Consider the following 16,917-nt stretch of genomic DNA (forward strand, 5'->3'; position numbering starts at 1 on the left):
GACCGACAGCAGGGCCGACCCATCGGGCTCCGCATCCAAGCGAAGCCCGACTGCTGCCACGGCCACCGCCTGGGGACACGCACACCAAGCGTGACCGCGTCGAGCAGATCCACCCCCAGCCCCAACTCGGCTGACTCGGTGGTCACATGTCTCGCTCAGGGGCCAAGTCCGGACTCAATGACCGCCACGGAGTTCGAGGCGTAGTGGTGCTTGGTTCAAGGAGCGAGGCAACCCGTGCCAGGGACCTCGGCAGGCACTCCGGGGCTGGCCAAGTCAACCAGGCCCGTGACTTCCTGAACTGCGCAGTCCACGGTGGCCACGGGGTCCGGAACGGCACTGGCGGGCATGGCGAGGGCCCCGAGGAAGGCGGCGGTTCCGAGGGCGAGGGCAGCGATTCGACGCATGGCGAATTCCTTTCAGCGACGACTTGTTGGCGGTGACTCGGCGGATGGTTCGAGTCGCCGCATCGCTGCCCGGCCCAGCAGGCGCTCACGCGCTCATCACACGGACGAGTGGCACCGAAACGATTCCCCGTCCCTTGAGGCTTGAGGGTTAGGGTCGTGGCTGATCATTGCCACTCAGGAGGGGCTTCGAGGATGAGCGGGATAGTGACGGCAGTCAGCAGCAACGGCGAGTACTCGTTCACCAAGCCGAACCGGGACACCATCACGCTGCTCGCCGGGCTCGGTGTGGAGGGTGACGTACATGCCGGCGTGACGGTCAAGCACCGCTCACGCGTCGCGCAGGACCCCACCCGGCCGAACCTGCGCCAGGTGCACCTCATCCATGAAGAGCTCTTCGCCGAGGTCGGTGCAGAGGGATTCAAGGTGATGCCCGGTGACCTCGGCGAGAACATCACCACCCGTGGCATCGATCTGCTCGGCTTGCCGGTCGGCACGCTGCTGCGCATCGGCGACGATGCAGTGCTGGAGGTGACCGGCCTGCGCAATCCCTGCGTGCAGATCGACAACTTCCAGGACGGGCTGCTGAAGCAGGTCGTCGGCCGCGATGAGGCCGGGAACATCGTACGCAAGGCCGGAATCATGAGCATCGTGAAGAAGGGCGGCGCGGTGCGCCCGGGCGACACGATCAAGGCGGAGCTTCCCAGCGGGCCTCACCGACCCCTGGAGCAGGTCTGACGTCTCTCCATGGGGCGGGCCGTGACGCGCGTCGCGGTTCCCGCAGTGCGGGCCGCATGAGGTCGACACCGGCCCAGTGGCAGATGACGAGGCTGCCGCACGCGCGCCGACCCGTTGAACACGTCAACCCGCGGCCCGATCCTGGGGCGCCCAGGTTCCGGTCAGGGCGCCCCAGGAGTTCAGCCCGCCCGGACCAGGCCCTCCGGCACCAGGTGCTGGGCGAGGAGTTCGTCGCGGACCAGGGCCGCGTAGACAGTGGCGCCGTGGACGGAGGTGTGCGTGTTGTCGCGCTTCTCGTTGTAGAGGTACAGCGCCTTGGAGGCCTCCACGCCGAGTGACTCGACCACCGCCTTGGTCTTCGCCGTGAGGTCGATCAGCGGCACGCCCCGATCCGCGGCGACCGAGCGGATCACCGCCGGGTGGTCGACGCCGAGGCCGTTCACCAGCAGGGCGGTGTTGTTGTTCAGCGTGCCGTCCGGGTTGAACCAGCGGCGCACGATCGGAGTCACGAGGACCGGTTCGCCGCCCGACTGGCGGACGCCGTCCACCAAGGCCTCGAGGTTGGCCCGGTAGGTCGGCCCGTCCGTCGTCTTGTCGTTGTGGGCGAGTTGGATGAGGACCAGGTCGCCGGGGCGGATGCGCGGCTGGACGGTGGCCCACAGCTGCGGGTTCTGCCGGTAGGTGACCGTGCTCTCGCCGGAGTCGGCGTGGTTGGCGACGGACAGGCCCTTGCGGAGGTACTGCGGGAGTTCCTGGCCCCAGCCGGCGTACGGGTCGCCGGGCTGGTCGCAGACCGTGGAGTCGCCGATGAGGAAGATCTGGCGGGTGTGGCGGGTGGTCGGGGTGACGCGGATGTCGGCCAGGGCGGGGGCCGAGCCGCCGAGGAAGAGGTCCAGGCCTGCCGTGCCGGCGGGGCCGGTGGGCTCGCCCTCGGGCGTGCGGACGTCCACCGTGAAGCTGCGGGCCACGCGCTCGCCGGCCGGGGCGGCGGTCTCGGGGAGCAGGGCGCGCCGGGTCTCGCCGGTGATGCGGGTGCTGGACGCGGTCTCGCCGCCGAGGAGGACCTTCACGTCGTAGGTGCCGGGCGGGACGTCGAAGTGGCAGGCGGCGGCGGTGCAGTTCTCGATGCCGAGCGGGCGCGGCCCGCTCTCGGCGTGGGCGGGCACGGCGGACAGCGCGGTGCCCAAGGTCGCCGCCACCAGCGCGGCGATACTGAAACGTCTCATTCCCGGCTCCTCGATCACGACGACGTGGTCTGGCGGTGGACCGTACCGCATCCGGCAAGCGCTTTCTAGCCCTCGGGAAAATTTCCTACAAGTCACAACCTTCTTGCGGGGAAAGCCCTTTCGGAAAATCGATTCAACTGTCAACCTGCCAGTCACCCGCAACCCCCACACCTCCCGAAGGAGGCACCCCCATGTCCGGATCCGCGCACCGACCGGTCGGACGCCGCGGCTTCGTCCTCGGCACCGCGGCCGCCGCCGGCACGGCGGCCCTCGGCGGCCCGCTGGCCCCTTCCGCGTCCGCGGCGGCCTTCGGCTGGAGCGACGACGGCAGCAACTACGTGGTCGACACCGGCGCCCAACTGGTCTTCAAGGTCAGCAAGTCCAACGGCGATCTGACCTCGCTGGTCTACCGGGGCACGGAATACCAGGGCTACGGCGGCCGGAACTCGCACATCGAGTCCGGCCTCGGCAGCTCCACCGTGACGCTCCAGCAGTCCGGGTCGACGATCCTGATCTCGGTCACGTACGGCACGCTGCGGCACTACTACGCGGCCCGCAGCGGCGAGAACAACATCTACCTGTGGACCAACAAGGCCGACGACTCGGTCTCGGCGACCCGGTTCATCCTGCGCGTGAAGGCGGGGCTGTTCCTCAACGACGAGCCCGACTCGTACACCTACGCGCCGACCGTCATCGAGGCCTCGGACGTGTTCGCCAAGTCCGACGGCCAGACCCGCTCCAAGCACTACTCGAAGCTGCGGGTCATGGACTACGACTACGTCGGCTGGAGCAGTGGCAGCGTGGGCCTGTGGATCGTGCGCAGCAACCACGAGAAGGCTTCCGGGGGACCCTTCTATCGGTCTCTGCTGCGGCATCAGAGCGCCGATGGCGGTGGTCTGTACGAGATCCTGTACTACGGCCAGAACCAGACGGAAGCCCAGCGCTTCGGCCTCCAGGGCCCGTACGTCATCGCCCTCACGGACGGCGGCGCGCCGTCGTCGTCGTTGTTCCCGGGGACGCTCACCACTCCGTGGGCGGATTCGCTCGGCATCGCCGGGTACGTCGGCGCGAGCGGGCGGGGCCGGGTGGCCGGCGTGGGGATCACCGGGCGGAACACGGCGTATCCGTACACGGTGGGGCTGGCCAACGCGGCGGCGCAGTACTGGGGTGCGGCGCGGTCGACGGACGGCTACTTCTCGATCGGCGGTGTACTGCCGGGCACATACACGCTGACTGTCCACAAAGACGAGTTGGCCGTATACAGCACACAGGTGACGGTATCCGCCGGAGCGACGACCACCCTCAACACCATCTCCATACCGTCGACCAACGACCCGGCCAACGCGAGCGCCATCTGGCGCATCGGCGAGTGGACCGGCACGCCGAAGGGCTTCAAGAACGCGGACCTGATGACGTACGCCCATCCCGCCGACGTCCGTGCCGCCCCCTGGACCGGCAACGTCGTCATCGGCAGCGGCACGGAGACGTCGGCCTTCCCCTGCTACCTCTGGAAGGACGTCAACAGCGGCATCGTCGTCTACTTCCGGCTGACCGCCGCACAGGCCGCCGCCGCGCACACCCTGCGCATCGGGGTGACGACGGCGTACGCCAACGGCCGGCCGCAGATCGTCGTCAACGACACCTGGACGTCGGCGATCCCCTCACCGCCCACCCAGCCGGACACGCGGTCGCTGACCAACGGCTCGTACCGGGGGAACAACCACACGTTCACCTACAGCGTCCCGGCGAGCGCCTGGCTGACGGACACCAGCCAGTACAACACGCTGAAGATCAACGTGGTGAGCGGTTCGGGGACCACCTCCTATCTCAGCGCGGGCACGGCGATCGACGCGATCGACCTGCTGGCCTGAGGGTTCCACGGGCTCTACGGGTTCTCATGTCCCGCGCGTCCACTGCTGGTTCGTTCCTCCGTTGCAGGTGTACGTGATGATCGCGGCGGAGTTGGCGGTGGACGCGCCGTTCACGTCCAGGCACTCGCCGGTGGCGCGGGACTTGACGTTCACGTAGGAGCCGGTGGTGGTGAGCGACCACTGCTGGGCGGTCGACGAGGCGTTGCAGTTCTCCTGCGTCACCGTGCTCGCGTTCTCCTGCACACACAGGGAGCTGTGCCGGGCGATCAGTTGGTGGTAGCCGCCGCCGACGGACTTGAACCAGTACTTCTGGTTGCCGCCGCCGTTGCAGTCGTACTGCTTGATCTGCGCGCCCGCCCACTGGGACTGGTTGGTGACGTCCGCGCAGCGGCCGGAGTGCCGGGCGATCAGCGTGTTGTACGTGGCGCTGGTGCCGGTGACCGTCCCGGTGGCCGTGTCGACGGTGATCTCCGGGGACCAGGACATGGACATCGAGGTCGAGGTCGGGAAGGTCAGCGGCAGCCAGACATAGCGGGAGTCGTTGACCGTGCCGCCGAAGGAGTTGCCCCAGCGGTCGCCGAGATACAGGTAGGACGTGGCCGAGGATCCCTGCACCGGTAGAACGTATGCGGTCTGCGATCCGTAGGCGACCGCATCCCCCACATTGGACATCGTCGACCACGGACCGCCGAGGCTCGTCGCCGTGGCGTACTGCTGCTGGTTGGGGCTCCAGCCGGTCGCGCCGGACGTCAGCATGAAGTAGACGCCGTTCCGCTTGAACAGGGCCGGCGCCTCGCGGTGCCCGCCCGGCCACGGGTTGGCGACCAGGCCGGCGACGCCGGTGTAGTCGGCGGTGAGCCGGTAGATGTGCAGGTCGTAGTTCTCGCGGGCGGCGGAGACCATGTAGCCGGTGCCATCGGTGTCGACGAAGACCGTGATGTCCCGGGACATGTGCTGGCCGAGCGGGCGGAAGCTGCCCCGCCAGGTGTAGTCGCCGTCGACGGTGTCGGAGACGGCCACGGCCGCGCGGGCCTCGCTGTAGTCGGAGCCGTTCTCCTTGTGCATCCACATGACGAACTTGCCGGTGGAGGCGTTGTACATCACCTTCGGCCGCTCGATGTTGGCGACGGCCAGCTCGGGGTGGGTGGCCTGGGTCAGGACGTGGTTCCTGAACTCCCAGTTCTTCAGGTCGGTGGAGCGGTAGGCGTCGACGTAGCGGAAGGTGTTGTCGGCATTGCGGTGTTCGCCGAACCAGTAGTAGTACGAGCCGACCTTGATGATGCCGCCGCCGTGGGCGTGCACGGGGTTGCCCGAGGTGTCGGTGAACCGGGTTCCGTTGGTGATGGTCTGCGGTGCGGCCTGGGCGGGCCCGGCGGTGGCGAGGGAGCCGAGCAGGGTGAGACAGAGGGCGAGGAGGACCGCGTGGGCGCGTCTCATCGGGCGTCTCATCTCAGTCCTCCGCCCCTGCCGGAGTGTCGGCGACCGGGATCCCGAAGTCCGGGGTGCCGTCCGGCTTCCAGCCGAGCTTCTGGATGCGGGTGTGCCGGTTGGGGTCGTTCAGCGGATCGCCGACGATCTCCTTGTACTGACGGGCGTGGTAGACGAGGACGTCGGTACGGCCGTCCTCGGCGACGGTGAAGCAGTTGTGGCCGGGGCCGTACTGCTTGGTGGTGTCGTTGCTGGTGAAGACGGGGGTCGGGGACTTCGACCAGCTCGCCGGGTTCATCAGGTCGCTGTCGGCGTCGGCGGTCAGCAGGCCGACGCAGTAGTGGTGATCGGTGGCGCTGGCGGAGTAGGTCATGAAGACGCGGCCGTTGCGCTGGAGGACATACGGACCCTCGTTGACCTTGTAGCCGATGCACTCCCAGTCGAACTCCGGGGTGGTCAGGCGTATCTGAGGTCCGGTCAGCGTCCACGGGTTCGCCATCTTCGACAGCCACAGCGCGGTGTTGTTGTCCATGCCGGGCTCGTGCTGGGCCCAGGCGAGGTAGCGGGTGCCGCGGTGGGTGAAGGTGGTGGCGTCCAGGGAGAAGGTCTCCCAGGCGGTCTTGATCTGGCCCTTCTCGACCCAGGTGCCGCGGAGGGGGTTGGGGTGGGAGTTCTCGAGCACCCAGATGCGGATCCGCCATACGTCCTCCGCGGGGGCGGCGGCGAAGTAGATGTACCACTTGCCGTCGACGCGGTGCAGCTCCGGCGCCCAGATGTGCGCGCCCATGTCACCGGAGGGGTGGGCCCGCCAGATGACGGACTCGGCGGCGGTGGACAGTCCGTTCAGGGTGCGCGAGCGGCGCAGGATGATCCGGTCGTACTCGGGGGCGGTGGCGGTGAAGTAGTAGAAGCCGTCGGTGTGCCGGTTGATGTGCGGGTCGGCGCGGTTGAGGACCAGGGGGTTCACGTACGGGGCTGCCTTCGGGGAGGTCGTGGCGGGGGCCGCCGTCGCCGTGGCGGGGGCGGCGGCCAGGGCGCCCGCGGCGAGAGCGGCGCCCTTCAGGACGAGTCGGCGGTTGGGGGCCGGGTGGGAGGTGGGGGGAAGGTCGTCGGCGCGGCTCATGCGGACTGCCTCTCGATCACTCGGGGTTCGAGATTTCGGACACCATCTGCTATTCCGAACGCGCACAAGGTAAGGGCGTGTTAGGGAGAGGTCAACGGGGCCGACAGGACGAAACGCGCGAGCGGTGCCGTGAGGTGCGCTGCCGCTGGTGCGAGCCCGCCGGTAACGGCGTCACCAGGGATGGTCAGCGCCGGTGCACCGAGAGCGGCGCCCTGCCATCGGCTGCGGGCCGGTGGCAGGGCGCTCGCTGTTCACGTGATCACGTGCCGTGGTCGGCGTCGGGTCACCACTGGGCGATGAGCGGCGTGTCCGGTTCGTGCTGCCGCCAGGCTTCGGTGAGGCGGGTGAGGCGGGCGGGGGCGGCGATGCCGCGCACGGTCGCGATCTTGCCGTCGGTGATGTCGAACGTCACGGAGCCGACGATCCGGTCGCCGACCACGGCGAGGATGGCGGGGGTGCCGTTGACGAGCGCGTAGTGGATGGCGGGCGTGCCGCCGGCGAATCGCCGTTTCGCGGCTGTGGGCCGGAAGCCGGCCCGTGCGATGGCGGCGACGCGCCGCGGAGTGTCGAACCGCAGCAGCGTCTCGGCCAGGCCGGCGCCGTCGGAGATGGCGGTCACGTCGTCGGTGAGCAGCGCGACCAGCCGTTCGGTGCGGCCCGAGGTGGCAGCGGCGAGGAATTCCTCGACGACCCTGCGGGCGGACGCGGGGTCGACTTCGCCGCCGTCGCGGCGGCGCGCGGCGGTGACGCGGCGCCGGGCCCGGTGGAGGTGCTGCTGGCTTGCCGACTCGGTGATGTCGAGGATCTCGGCGATCTCGGCGTGGCTGTGGGAGAACGCTTCGCGCAGGATGTAGACGGCCCGCTCGACGGGCGACAGGCGCTCCATGAGCGTCAGCACGGCCAGCGAGACCGATTCGCGCTGCTCGAACGTGTCGGCCGGGCCGAGCATCGGGTCGCCGGCGAGGAGCGGTTCGGGCAGCCAGGCGCCGACGGTGCGTTCGCGGCGGGCCTGTGCCGAACGGAGCCGGTCGAGGCACAGGTTGGTGACGACCTTGGTCAGCCATGCTTCCGGCACCTTGATCAGCTGCCGGTCGGCGGACTGCCAGTGCAGGAACGCGTCCTGCACGGCATCTTCGGCGTCGGTGGCCGAGCCCAGCAGCCGGTATGCCAGCGAGGCCAGCCGGTTCCGGCTGGCCTCGAACCGACTGGTGTCGAAGCGATCAGTAGCGGTGCTGTCCACGCGGAACACCCTAGACGGCTACGCGACCGCCTCGACGGCGAACGCATCCGGCGACGCGGTCACGTGGCGCTTGCGCTTGGGCAGGCCGAAGGTCGGATGCGAGACGCCCCACAGCGACATCTTGAGAATGCCCGCCTTGATCCGCGCGGCCTTCCGGCCGCCCACATACTTCGGCTTGGCCCGCGCTTCGTCGTCGACCGTCTGCAGGATCCCGTCCTGCCGCCCGAGGCTGATGTGATTGCCCAGGTAGACCTGCTTGATGTCGGCGACCTTGCGGCCGGTCAGGCGTCCGGCGATCGCCTCCGCGGCCTGCCGGCCGGTGGACCCGGCCGAGGCGCAGGACATCGGCAGCGGCCGGCCGTTTTCGCCGAGGGCGTAGGCACTGTCGCCGGCGGCGTAGACGTTCGGGTGCGAGACCGACCGCATGGTGCGGTCGACGACGATCCGGCCGTGCTCGGTGACCTCCAGCCCGCTGGCGGCGGCGATGGGGTGGACCGCGAACCCGGCCGTCCACACGGTCACGTCGGACGCCACGATGGTGCCGTCGGCGCACAACGCCCGTGTCGCTTCCACGGCTTCGACGCTGGTGTGCTCCAGGACGGTGATGCCCAGCCGGTCGCAGGCCTGGCGCAGGTGGCCGCGGGCTCCGGCGGAGAGCCGGGCGCCCAGCTCGCCGCGGGCGACCAGCGTCACCGACAGACCGGGCCGGGATTCGGCGATCTCGGTGGCGGTCTCGATGCCGGTCAGCCCGTCGCCGACGACCAGCACACTCCCGCCTTCGCCCCGCTTGTCCAGGCTGTCCAGGCGCTCGCGCAGGCGCAGCGCCGAGGGCCGGCCGGCGACGTCGAAGGCGTGCTCGGCCACGCCGGGGACGCCGCTGTCGGCGACGTGGCTGCCGAGCGCGTAGAGAAGCGTGTCGTAGCCGAGCTCGCCGCCGCCGTCGGCGTCGGCCACGGCGACGACCTGGCGCTCGGGGTCGACGGCGGTGACACGGGCCAGGCGCAGCCGTATCCCCGTGCCCGCGAAGACGTCGGCGAGCTTCGGAGCCTCGATCTCCTGGCCGGCCGCGAGCTGGTGCAGCCGCAGCCGCTGGACGAAGTCCGGCTCGGCGTTGACCACGGTGATCTCGGTGTCCTCCGGGGACAGCCGGCGGGCCAGGTTCCCGGCCGCGTAGGCCCCGGCGTAGCCGGCGCCGAGGACGACGATGCGGTGCTTCATGTGTCGCTCCTGTCGGTTCGCTTGCTCCTGGTGAGTGAGCGGGACAGCGCCCCGATTGCTGACAGGAACTGCTTGTGACGTGAGTCACAGAGTGGCAGGATCACCGCGCCGTGGGTCATGGACAGGAGTCCTGGGCCGCCGAAGGCCGCTCTCACCTGCGCCATCGACTAGCGTCGTGACATGACCAGCGACACCCCCGCACCCCCGCCCTCCCGCACCCCCTCCCTCGCGGACGCGCTCGCCGCCGGGACCGTCGTGCTGGACGGCGGCATGTCCAACCAGCTGGAGTCCTCCGGGTACGACCTGAGCGACGAGCTGTGGTCGGCGCGGCTGCTCGCCGAGCGGCCCGAGGCGATCACCGAGGCGCACCTCGCCTACGTCGAGGCGGGCGCGAACGTGGCCATCACCGCCAGCTACCAGGCCACTTTCGAGGGCTTCGCCAAACGCGGTATCGGTCACGAGCGGGCGGCCGAACTGATCGCGCTGAGCGTCGAGTTGGCACGGGAGGCGGCCCGGCGGGCGCACGCCGGGGGCGTCACCCGGCCGCTGTGGGTCGCGGCGTCGGTCGGGCCGTACGGGGCGATGCTCGCGGACGGGTCGGAGTACCGGGGTCGCTACGGGCTCTCGGTCGACGAGCTGGAACGGTTCCACCGGCCGCGCCTGGAGGTGCTGGCCGCGGCGGCACCCGACGTGCTGGCGCTGGAGACGGTGCCGGACACCGACGAGGCGGCGGCGCTGCTGCGGGCGGTGCGCGGGCTCGGGGTGCCGGCCTGGCTGTCGTACACGGTCGACGGTGGACACACGCGTGCCGGCCAGCCGTTGGAGGAGGCGTTCGCGCTCGCCGCGGAGGTGGACGAGGTGATCGCGGTGGGCGTCAACTGCTGCGCCCCGCGCGACGTGGACGCGGCGGTCGCGACGGCGGCCCGGGTGACCGGCAAGCCGGTCGTCGTCTACCCGAACAGCGGCGAGGCCTGGGACGCCGAGGCCCGCGCCTGGAACGGCCGCGCCACCTTCACCGCCGCGCAGGTCGAGGGGTGGCGGGCGGCCGGGGCACGGCTGATCGGCGGCTGCTGCCGGGTGGGGCCCGAGGGCATCGCCTCGATCGCGGAGACGCTGCGGGCGGGGTGAGAGCCGGGACGGTTCCACGCCCGACGGCGTGAGCGTGCGGCCGCTCCCCCGCCCGCTCCGGCGCGCCGGTCGTCGTCCCCGCACTACCGCCGCACCCGTCTCCTCGCCCCTGCCCGGCGCTGCTAGCCTCCACCGCACCGGGAACCGGTTTCCGCCGTGTTCCCGCAGTTCCCGGGGTGGTTGCCGGGGCAGGGGGGAAAGGGGCGAGCGGGTATGACGAGGAAGAGCGGGAGCGTAAGCCGCAGCACGATCCGGGATGTGGCGGCGCGGGCCGGGGTGTCCGCGTCGACGGTGTCGCGTGTGCTGGGCGGGGAGTATCCGGTGAGTTCGGCGACCCGCACCCGGGTGCTGCGGGCGGTGCGCGACCTGGACTACGTCGCCGACGCCCGCGCCAAGGCGGTGGCCGGCGCCGGAACGCCGTCCCTCGCGTTCGTGTTGGAGGACATCACCGGCCCGTCGTTCGCGCACATGGCCCACGGTGTGGAGCGGGAGGCGGCCCGGCACGGGCATCTGTGCCTGGTGTGCAGCACGGAGGGCGACGTACAGCACGAGTTGGACTTCGTGGAGATGATGCGGGCTCAGCGCGCGGCGGCGGTGATCCTGGTGGGCGGCGGCGCGGACACCCCCGCGTACCGGGAGCGCACCCGGCGGATGGCGGACTCGCTGGCGTCGGCGGGCTCCCGGCTGGTGCTGTGCGGTCGGCCGCCGCTCGGGCCGGGGGCGCCGGTGACGGTCATCGAGTACGACAACGAGGGCGGCGCCCACGCCCTGGTGGCGCACGTGCTCGCGCAGGGCCACCGGCGGATCCTCTTCCTCGGCGGCAAGCCGGACCACACCACGGCGCTGGGCCGGGAGCGCGGCTATCTCGCCGCCCACCGGGCGCGCGGCGTGGAGCCCGACCCGGCGCTGCTGCTGCACGGCGACTTCACCCGCGACTCGGGGCACCGGCTGATGCGCCGGGCCCTCGCGGACGGGCTGGAGTTCACCGCCGTCGTGGCCGCCACCGACATGGTCGCGGCGGGCGCGCTCACCGCCCTGCACGAGGCGGGCCTGGACGTGCCCCGGGACGTCTCGCTGGCCGGCTACGACGACATCCCCTTCGCCCGCGATCTGCACCCGGCGCTGACGACGGTTCACGTGCCCTACGAGGAACTGGGCCGCCTCGCCGTCCGCACCGCGCTGGGGCGCAGCCCGGAGACGCCCGACGAGCATCTGCTCCTGGGCACGCATGTCGTCGTACGGAACTCGGTGGCGCCGCTGGGTCAGACGCGCTGACCCGCGCCTTCGCGCCGTCCGCCGTCGTCAGTGGGCCCTGCCGGTGCCTCGGCACGAGCGGCAGGTGACCGACTGCCACGTATGCGACGGGCGCTGCACGGTCTGCCGCTTCCCGCCGGGGTACGTGACCTCGGTCCGCCATTTCGTCTCGGTCGTGGAGGTGACGCCCCTGCCTCGGCACGTCCGGCATGTGCCCGGCGGGAGCGGCCGGGTGTGCGCGTATATCGCGACGGCGATGACGGCCATCACCGCGAGTAGGACCAGTCCAGCTGCCATGTGCCGGGTGTAGCTCGCCTTTCGGCCGCCGGTAAGTCCCGGGCGTTGGGCGCCTGCGGCGTGAAGGGGGCGCATGGGAAGCACTTGGCGCTTGTCGCGTGGGCCGGGGTCCACCCCCGATTTCTCTCCCGGATCTTGTCCGGGCCCGGGCCCCTCCCTATCCTCTCCAGGACAGCAACCGGTTTCCATCCGTGTCCGGCGCCAGGGGACGACGGGAGACATCGGGCAGACAACGGGAGTCCCGCACCCATGAGCACCGGTCCGATCCGCCCCACCGCCCGTGCCCGCACCGCCCTGCGCCCACCGGCCGCCGCGCGGATCACCGGCGGATTCTGGGCGGCCCGTCGGCGGACCAACGCCGAGGCGAGCATTCCGCAGGGCCCCGAACGGCTGGAGAGCGCCGGGAACCTGGCGAACCTGCGGGCCGCCGCCGCGGGCGAGGGCGCCTTCACCGGCGACTTCCCGTTCCAGGACTCCGATGTGCACAAGTGGCTGGAGGCGGCCTCCTGGCAGCTCGCCGACGAGCCCGGCGACAAGGAACTGGCCCGCGACATCGACGAGTTGAGCCGCCTGCTGGCCGACGCCCAGGACGCCGACGGCTATCTCCAGACGTACTACCAGGTCGCCCACCCCGACCGGCGGTGGCGGGAGCTGGGCTGGGGCCACGAGCTGTACTGCGCCGGCCATCTCCTCCAGGCCGGCATCGCCCACCACCGGGCCACCGGGCGGTTCGATCTGCTCGCCGTGGCCGTGCGGTTCGCGACGCACGTCGACGCGGTGTTCGGCCCGGACAAGGCGATCGACGGGGTGTGCGGCCATCCGGAGATCGAGACCGCGCTGGTGGAGCTGTACCGGGAGACGGGCGAGAGGCGCTGGCTGGACCTCGCCGCGTACTTCGTCGACCGGCGCGGCCACAGCCTGCTCGACCCGGACGTCAACCCGCATCTGGGCAGCGCCTACTGGCAGGACCACACGCCGGTGCGCGGGGCGACGTCGGTCGCCGGGCACGCCGTACGGCAGCTGTATCTGATGGCCGGGGTCACGGATCTGGCGTCGGAGACGGGCGACGGTGAACTGTATGCGGTCGCCGAGCGACTGTGGGACGCGATGGTGTCGGCGAAGACCTATCTGACCGGCGGGGTGGGCGCCCGGCACGAGGGCGAGGCGTTCGGCGAGCCGTACGAACTGCCGCCGGACCGGGCCTACGCGGAGACCTGCGCGGCGATCGCGTCCATCCAGTGGTCGTGGCGGATGGCGTTGCTGACCGGCGAGGCCAAGTACTCCGACCTGATCGAACGCACCCTCTACAACGGCTTCCTGTCCGGTGTCGGCCTCGACGGCGACAGCTGGCTGTACGTCAATCCGCTCCAGGTGCGTGAGGAGTACGAGGGCGCGAACGAGGCCGACAAGGCGGCCCGCCGCACCCCCTGGTTCCGCTGCGCCTGCTGCCCGCCCAATGTGATGCGGCTGCTCGCCTCGCTCCCCCACTACCTGGCGAGCGGCGACGCGCAGGGCCTGCAGCTGCACCAGTACGCGACCGGCGTCTACGAGGCGGGCGGCGGCCGGGTCCGGGTGGAGACCGACTACCCGTGGGACGGACGGATCGCGGTCACGGTGGAGGAGGCGCCGGCCGACGCCGACTGGACGCTGTCGCTCCGCATCCCCTCCTGGTGCCCCGACTTCACCGCCTCCGCCCCCGACGGGGAGACGCCGACCGAGACCGCCCCCGGCTGGCTGCGGCTGCGCCGCCGCTGGCGGCCGGGCGACACGCTCACCCTCGACCTGGACCTGATGCCCCGGCTGACCAGGCCCGATCCGCGGGTGGACGCGGTACGCGGCTGTGTGGCGATCGAGTACGGTCCGCTGGTCTACTGCCTGGAGGGCGTCGACCAGGAGCCCGGCGTCCGGTTCGACGAGCTGACGCTGCCGTACGGCGCCCATCTCGCCGTCGAGCGCCGGCCGGAACTGCTGGGCGGGGTGTCGGTCATCAGTGCCGACGGTCGCCGCCGGAGCGACGGAGCAGACGCACGACTGACCGCGGTTCCGTACTGCGTGTGGGCGAACCGTCGACCGGGACCGATGCGGGTGTGGATTCCGGAGGCGTAGCGGCGGGGGCAACGGTCCACACGGCGAGTTCGGCATCCCGTGGGCCGTATGCTGTATACGGTTCACCGTCGCCGAAAGTCCGTACGGGGTGTGCGGGATCCCAGGGCTCCCAGCCGGGGTTCCCGTCGGTGGCGAACCGCACCCAGGCGGTGTGCATCGCGTCGGCCAGCTCCTGCGGGGCGCCCTCGCCGGCCAGCTTGGCCGACTCCGGCACATCGCCGCTGTCGAAGACGAAGCCCAGCTCCAGGGCGTGGCAGGCGCCGAGGCCGGGCAGCCGGGAGGGCCAGGCGAACTCGTAGACGTACGACGTTCCGGGGCGGGCGTCGGCCAGGCGGTGCAGGGGGCGGCGCAGCAGGTGGTCGGTGACCATCTGGCCGACGATCTCGGCGGTGCCGGCCTCGGGGCGCAGGGCGCGGTAGCCGCGGGGCACCTCGTGACCGGTGCGGCAGCGGGCCATGGCACCGGCGAGGGCCACGGGGCCGAGCCGGTCGACGCGCTCCAGCAGGCCGCCGGGAACCAGCCAGAGGCGGTACTCGTCCCTGGTCCAGCCCAGGAGCAGTTCGGCCCCGGTCGCGGCCTCGCCCTCGACCAGTGCCTGCAGCGGGTCGCGGGGCACGAGGTCGCCGTCGACGACGATCCCGAAGGCCGGACCGCCGAGGACGGGGCTGCTGAGCCGGCCGACCTCGGCCTGGGTGCGCAGCAGCAGCTCCCGGTCGACGGCGGCGAAGGCCTCGGCCGTCGCGGGGATCCTCAGCCGGGCGGCCATCCGGCGCACCATGCGCCGTACCTTGTCCCGTTCGGCGGCCTCCGGCGCCCCGCTCTGCAGGACGGCCCGCCGGAACAGGCCCTGGGCCTGCGGGGCGGCGATCAGGGCGCCGATGCTGATGGCGCCGGCGGACTGCCCGGCCAGGGTGATCCGGTCGGGGTCGCCGCCGAACGCCTCGATCGCCTCGTGCACCCAGCGCAGGGCGGCGAGCTGGTCGCGCAGGCCGGGGTTGGCGGGGGCGTCCGGGAACAGTCCGTAGCCCTCGACGCCCAGCCGGTAGTTGATCGACACACAGACGACGCCGTCCCGGGCGAAGGTGTGTCCGTCGTACACCGGCACGCTGGAGGAGCCCCTGGTCAGGGCTCCGCCGTGCAGCCAGACGAGAACCGGGAGCCGGGCCCCGGGGCCCGGCTCAGGTGTCCACACGTTGAGGTTGAGACAGTCGTCGCCGGGCACGACCGGGTCGGACAGGTACTGCGCGAAGGCTTCGGAGTAGGGCGGTTTCGGCGGGGTCGGCCCGAAGGCGAGCGCGTCCCGGACCCCGGTCCAGGGCTCGGGCGGGACGGGCGGCCGGAAGCGGTGCGGACCGAAGGGGGGTGCCGCGTAGGGAATGCCCCGGAACACGGCGACGCCGCGTTCGTATCCGCCGCGTACGGCCCCGTACGGCGTGTGGACCACGGGGCCTGTCCGGTCTGTCAGGTCTCCTGCCGTCATCCGCCACCAGCTCCTCGCGCGCTAGCCGCTCGTTCACATCAGAGCATCGCATCGCGCGGATGTATTCCGGTGGAGGGTGACGGTAGGCGGTATACGGCATGCACACGGGTGGCGCATACCGTATACCGTATTCCGAAGGCGGAATGCTCCTACTTCGCGTACATCAGCGTCCCGAACCCGAGCTGGTCGAAGCCGCCGCTGGTGGAGCCGTAGTCACCGCCGCCGCCCTCGGGGGCGACCGAGAAGCACATCTGGGCGATGTACTTGTCGTCGAGGTACAGGCGCCGGTTGTAGTGGTAGTGGAGCATGGCCCAGACCGGGCGGACCTGGCCGCGGGAGCCGGATCCGATGACCGTCTGCGACTGCTGGGCGCAGTTCTGGCCGCTGCCCCAGGTGTAGGTGGTGAAGGGCACGTTCATGCCCAGGTTGTACTTGGCGACGTACTGGGCGGCCTTCATGAAGCGGCGGCCGTCGTAGGAGTACAGGTCGTCGCCCTGGTTCCAGGCCATCTCGCACAGGGCGCCCATCTGGCCCATGCCCATGACGGTGTGCCCCTGGTCCCGGCCGGACTCCTGCCACTGGCCGAGGTCGTAGCCCTCGACGTTCGGGTACAGGAAGGGGACCGCGCGGCGTATGGAGCCGTTGCCGCCTCCGTTCTCGAAGTAGTCGACGGCCTGGTCGTACTTGGCGCCGTCGTCGCACAGGATCCCGATGGCCATGATCGAGGCCATGTTGCACAGGTCCCAGTTGGCCCAGTAGTTGGTGATGCAGGCGTCGTTGTGCTCGCGGAGGAACCGGTCGTTGAGCGGGTAGAAGACGTTGAGCATCATCGTCTTGAACCGGTTGAGGTCGAACCCGGCGTATCCGCGCATGAGCTCGGCGACGTTCGCGAACTGCCAGCCGTAGAGGCCGGCGGCCAGATACCGGTCGGCATTGCCGGTGATCTCGGTGAGCGTGGACGACCAGGCGTTGAGGATACGGACGGCGCAGTCGCCGTTCGCGGCGGTGCCGCCCACGTGCCAGCGCAGCGCGTTCTGGTAGGCGGCGTGGATGTCGTTGTAGAGCTGGGGGTAGTTCTGGCCGTCGCCGCCGCGGATGATCGTGGCCGTGGGGCGGGGCGTCCAGGTGGACTGGGAGTGGGAGTTGGCGGTCAGCCGGTTCCAGCCGGACAGCCAGGGGTTGGTGCCTTCGGCGACCCTGACCTTGGCGCGGTTGATGTCACCCCAGTTGTGCAGCATGCCGGGGTGGGTGAAGGTCGCGGGGGCCGCGTCGGCCGTGCTGCCCGTCAGCACGGCCGCGGACCCGCCGACGGCGAGGGCGGCGGTGAGACCGCCGGCGGTCTTCAGCAGACCGCGGCGGCTCAACTCTGGTGTGTGGAGGTGCCTGTGGGGGGAAGTGCGGCTCATT

12 protein-coding genes are annotated in these 16,917 nt (G+C 71.0%); 5 read left to right on the forward strand and 7 right to left on the reverse strand.

What is annotated here, in order from left to right; all coding sequences use genetic code 11:
- Nucleotides 1–596: 596 nt before the first annotated feature.
- Nucleotides 597–1,139 carry an MOSC domain-containing protein gene (locus ACZ42A_RS20350; RefSeq protein WP_468528623.1) on the forward strand — a complete coding sequence of 181 codons (543 nt, stop codon included), beginning with the start codon at nucleotides 597–599 and terminating at the stop codon, nucleotides 1,137–1,139.
- A gap of 179 nt (nucleotides 1,140–1,318) precedes the next feature.
- Here ACZ42A_RS20350 and ACZ42A_RS20355 read toward each other — a convergent pair whose 3' ends face one another.
- The gene (locus tag ACZ42A_RS20355; protein WP_468528624.1) at nucleotides 1,319–2,365 is read right to left on the reverse strand and encodes a rhamnogalacturonan acetylesterase; all 1,047 of its coding nucleotides are present in this window, start codon (nucleotides 2,363–2,365) and stop codon (nucleotides 1,319–1,321) included.
- A gap of 191 nt (nucleotides 2,366–2,556) precedes the next feature.
- On the opposite strand from ACZ42A_RS20355, the gene ACZ42A_RS20360 reads away from it, so the two are divergent.
- Nucleotides 2,557–4,236: a rhamnogalacturonan lyase B N-terminal domain-containing protein gene (locus tag ACZ42A_RS20360; RefSeq protein ID WP_468528625.1), complete on the forward strand. Its 1,680-nt coding sequence runs from the start codon at nucleotides 2,557–2,559 to the stop codon at nucleotides 4,234–4,236.
- Between the two features lie 24 nt (nucleotides 4,237–4,260).
- Here ACZ42A_RS20360 and ACZ42A_RS20365 read toward each other — a convergent pair whose 3' ends face one another.
- The 4 genes from ACZ42A_RS20365 to ACZ42A_RS20380 form a co-directional block, all read right to left on the reverse strand.
- Nucleotides 4,261–5,673, reverse strand: coding sequence for a family 43 glycosylhydrolase (locus ACZ42A_RS20365; RefSeq protein ID WP_468528626.1), 1,413 nt, complete (start codon nucleotides 5,671–5,673; stop codon nucleotides 4,261–4,263).
- Nucleotides 5,674–5,686: 13 nt separating this feature from the next.
- A complete protein-coding gene (locus ACZ42A_RS20370; RefSeq protein ID WP_468528627.1) occupies nucleotides 5,687–6,787 on the reverse strand; it encodes a glycoside hydrolase family 43 protein in 1,101 nt (366 codons plus the stop codon).
- A 283-nt stretch (nucleotides 6,788–7,070) separates the two neighbouring features.
- A complete protein-coding gene (locus ACZ42A_RS20375; protein WP_468528628.1) occupies nucleotides 7,071–8,027 on the reverse strand; it encodes a sigma-70 family RNA polymerase sigma factor in 957 nt (318 codons plus the stop codon).
- 18 nt (nucleotides 8,028–8,045) lie between these two features.
- The gene (locus ACZ42A_RS20380; protein WP_468528629.1) at nucleotides 8,046–9,245 is read right to left on the reverse strand and encodes an NAD(P)/FAD-dependent oxidoreductase; all 1,200 of its coding nucleotides are present in this window, start codon (nucleotides 9,243–9,245) and stop codon (nucleotides 8,046–8,048) included.
- A gap of 180 nt (nucleotides 9,246–9,425) precedes the next feature.
- Between ACZ42A_RS20380 and mmuM the strand changes: the two genes are divergently transcribed.
- The 3 genes from mmuM to ACZ42A_RS20395 all read left to right on the forward strand — a co-directional run bounded on the left by mmuM (nucleotide 9,426) and on the right by ACZ42A_RS20395 (nucleotide 14,030).
- A complete protein-coding gene (gene mmuM / locus ACZ42A_RS20385) occupies nucleotides 9,426–10,373 on the forward strand; it encodes a homocysteine S-methyltransferase (RefSeq protein ID WP_468528630.1) in 948 nt (315 codons plus the stop codon).
- Nucleotides 10,374–10,586: 213 nt separating this feature from the next.
- Nucleotides 10,587–11,648, forward strand: coding sequence for a LacI family DNA-binding transcriptional regulator (locus tag ACZ42A_RS20390; protein WP_468528631.1), 1,062 nt, complete (start codon nucleotides 10,587–10,589; stop codon nucleotides 11,646–11,648).
- 525 nt (nucleotides 11,649–12,173) lie between these two features.
- On the forward strand, nucleotides 12,174–14,030 hold the full coding sequence (locus tag ACZ42A_RS20395; protein WP_468528632.1) for a glycoside hydrolase family 127 protein: 1,857 nt from the start codon (nucleotides 12,174–12,176) through the stop codon (nucleotides 14,028–14,030).
- On the opposite strand, the gene ACZ42A_RS20400 is transcribed toward ACZ42A_RS20395, so the two are convergent.
- Nucleotides 13,912–15,510, reverse strand: coding sequence for a carboxylesterase/lipase family protein (locus tag ACZ42A_RS20400; protein ID WP_468528633.1), 1,599 nt, complete (start codon nucleotides 15,508–15,510; stop codon nucleotides 13,912–13,914). The genes ACZ42A_RS20395 and ACZ42A_RS20400 overlap by 119 nt on opposite strands.
- 149 nt (nucleotides 15,511–15,659) lie before the next feature.
- Nucleotides 15,660–16,916, reverse strand: a complete 1,257-nt coding sequence (locus ACZ42A_RS20405) for an alginate lyase family protein (protein ID WP_468528634.1) — start codon at nucleotides 16,914–16,916, stop codon at nucleotides 15,660–15,662.
- Between the last annotated feature and the right edge of the window lies 1 nt (nucleotide 16,917).

Source organism: Streptomyces sp. NPDC030838 (assembly GCF_055572035.1).

Excerpts from the sequence above, each read along its gene's own strand:
- ACZ42A_RS20350 (WP_468528623.1), top strand. The coding sequence starts at position 597 with ATGAGCGGGATAGTGACGGCAGTCAGCAGCAACGGCGAGTACTCGTTC.
- ACZ42A_RS20355 (WP_468528624.1), bottom strand. The coding sequence starts at position 2,365 with ATGAGACGTTTCAGTATCGCCGCGCTGGTGGCGGCGACCTTGGGCACC.
- ACZ42A_RS20360 (WP_468528625.1), top strand. The coding sequence starts at position 2,557 with ATGTCCGGATCCGCGCACCGACCGGTCGGACGCCGCGGCTTCGTCCTC.
- ACZ42A_RS20365 (WP_468528626.1), bottom strand. The coding sequence starts at position 5,673 with ATGAGACGCGCCCACGCGGTCCTCCTCGCCCTCTGTCTCACCCTGCTC.
- ACZ42A_RS20370 (WP_468528627.1), bottom strand. The coding sequence starts at position 6,787 with ATGAGCCGCGCCGACGACCTTCCCCCCACCTCCCACCCGGCCCCCAAC.
- ACZ42A_RS20380 (WP_468528629.1), bottom strand. The coding sequence starts at position 9,245 with ATGAAGCACCGCATCGTCGTCCTCGGCGCCGGCTACGCCGGGGCCTAC.
- mmuM (WP_468528630.1), top strand. The coding sequence starts at position 9,426 with ATGACCAGCGACACCCCCGCACCCCCGCCCTCCCGCACCCCCTCCCTC.
- ACZ42A_RS20390 (WP_468528631.1), top strand. The coding sequence starts at position 10,587 with ATGACGAGGAAGAGCGGGAGCGTAAGCCGCAGCACGATCCGGGATGTG.
- ACZ42A_RS20395 (WP_468528632.1), top strand. The coding sequence starts at position 12,174 with ATGAGCACCGGTCCGATCCGCCCCACCGCCCGTGCCCGCACCGCCCTG.
- ACZ42A_RS20400 (WP_468528633.1), bottom strand. The coding sequence starts at position 15,510 with ATGACGGCAGGAGACCTGACAGACCGGACAGGCCCCGTGGTCCACACG.
- ACZ42A_RS20405 (WP_468528634.1), bottom strand. The coding sequence starts at position 16,916 with ATGAGCCGCACTTCCCCCCACAGGCACCTCCACACACCAGAGTTGAGC.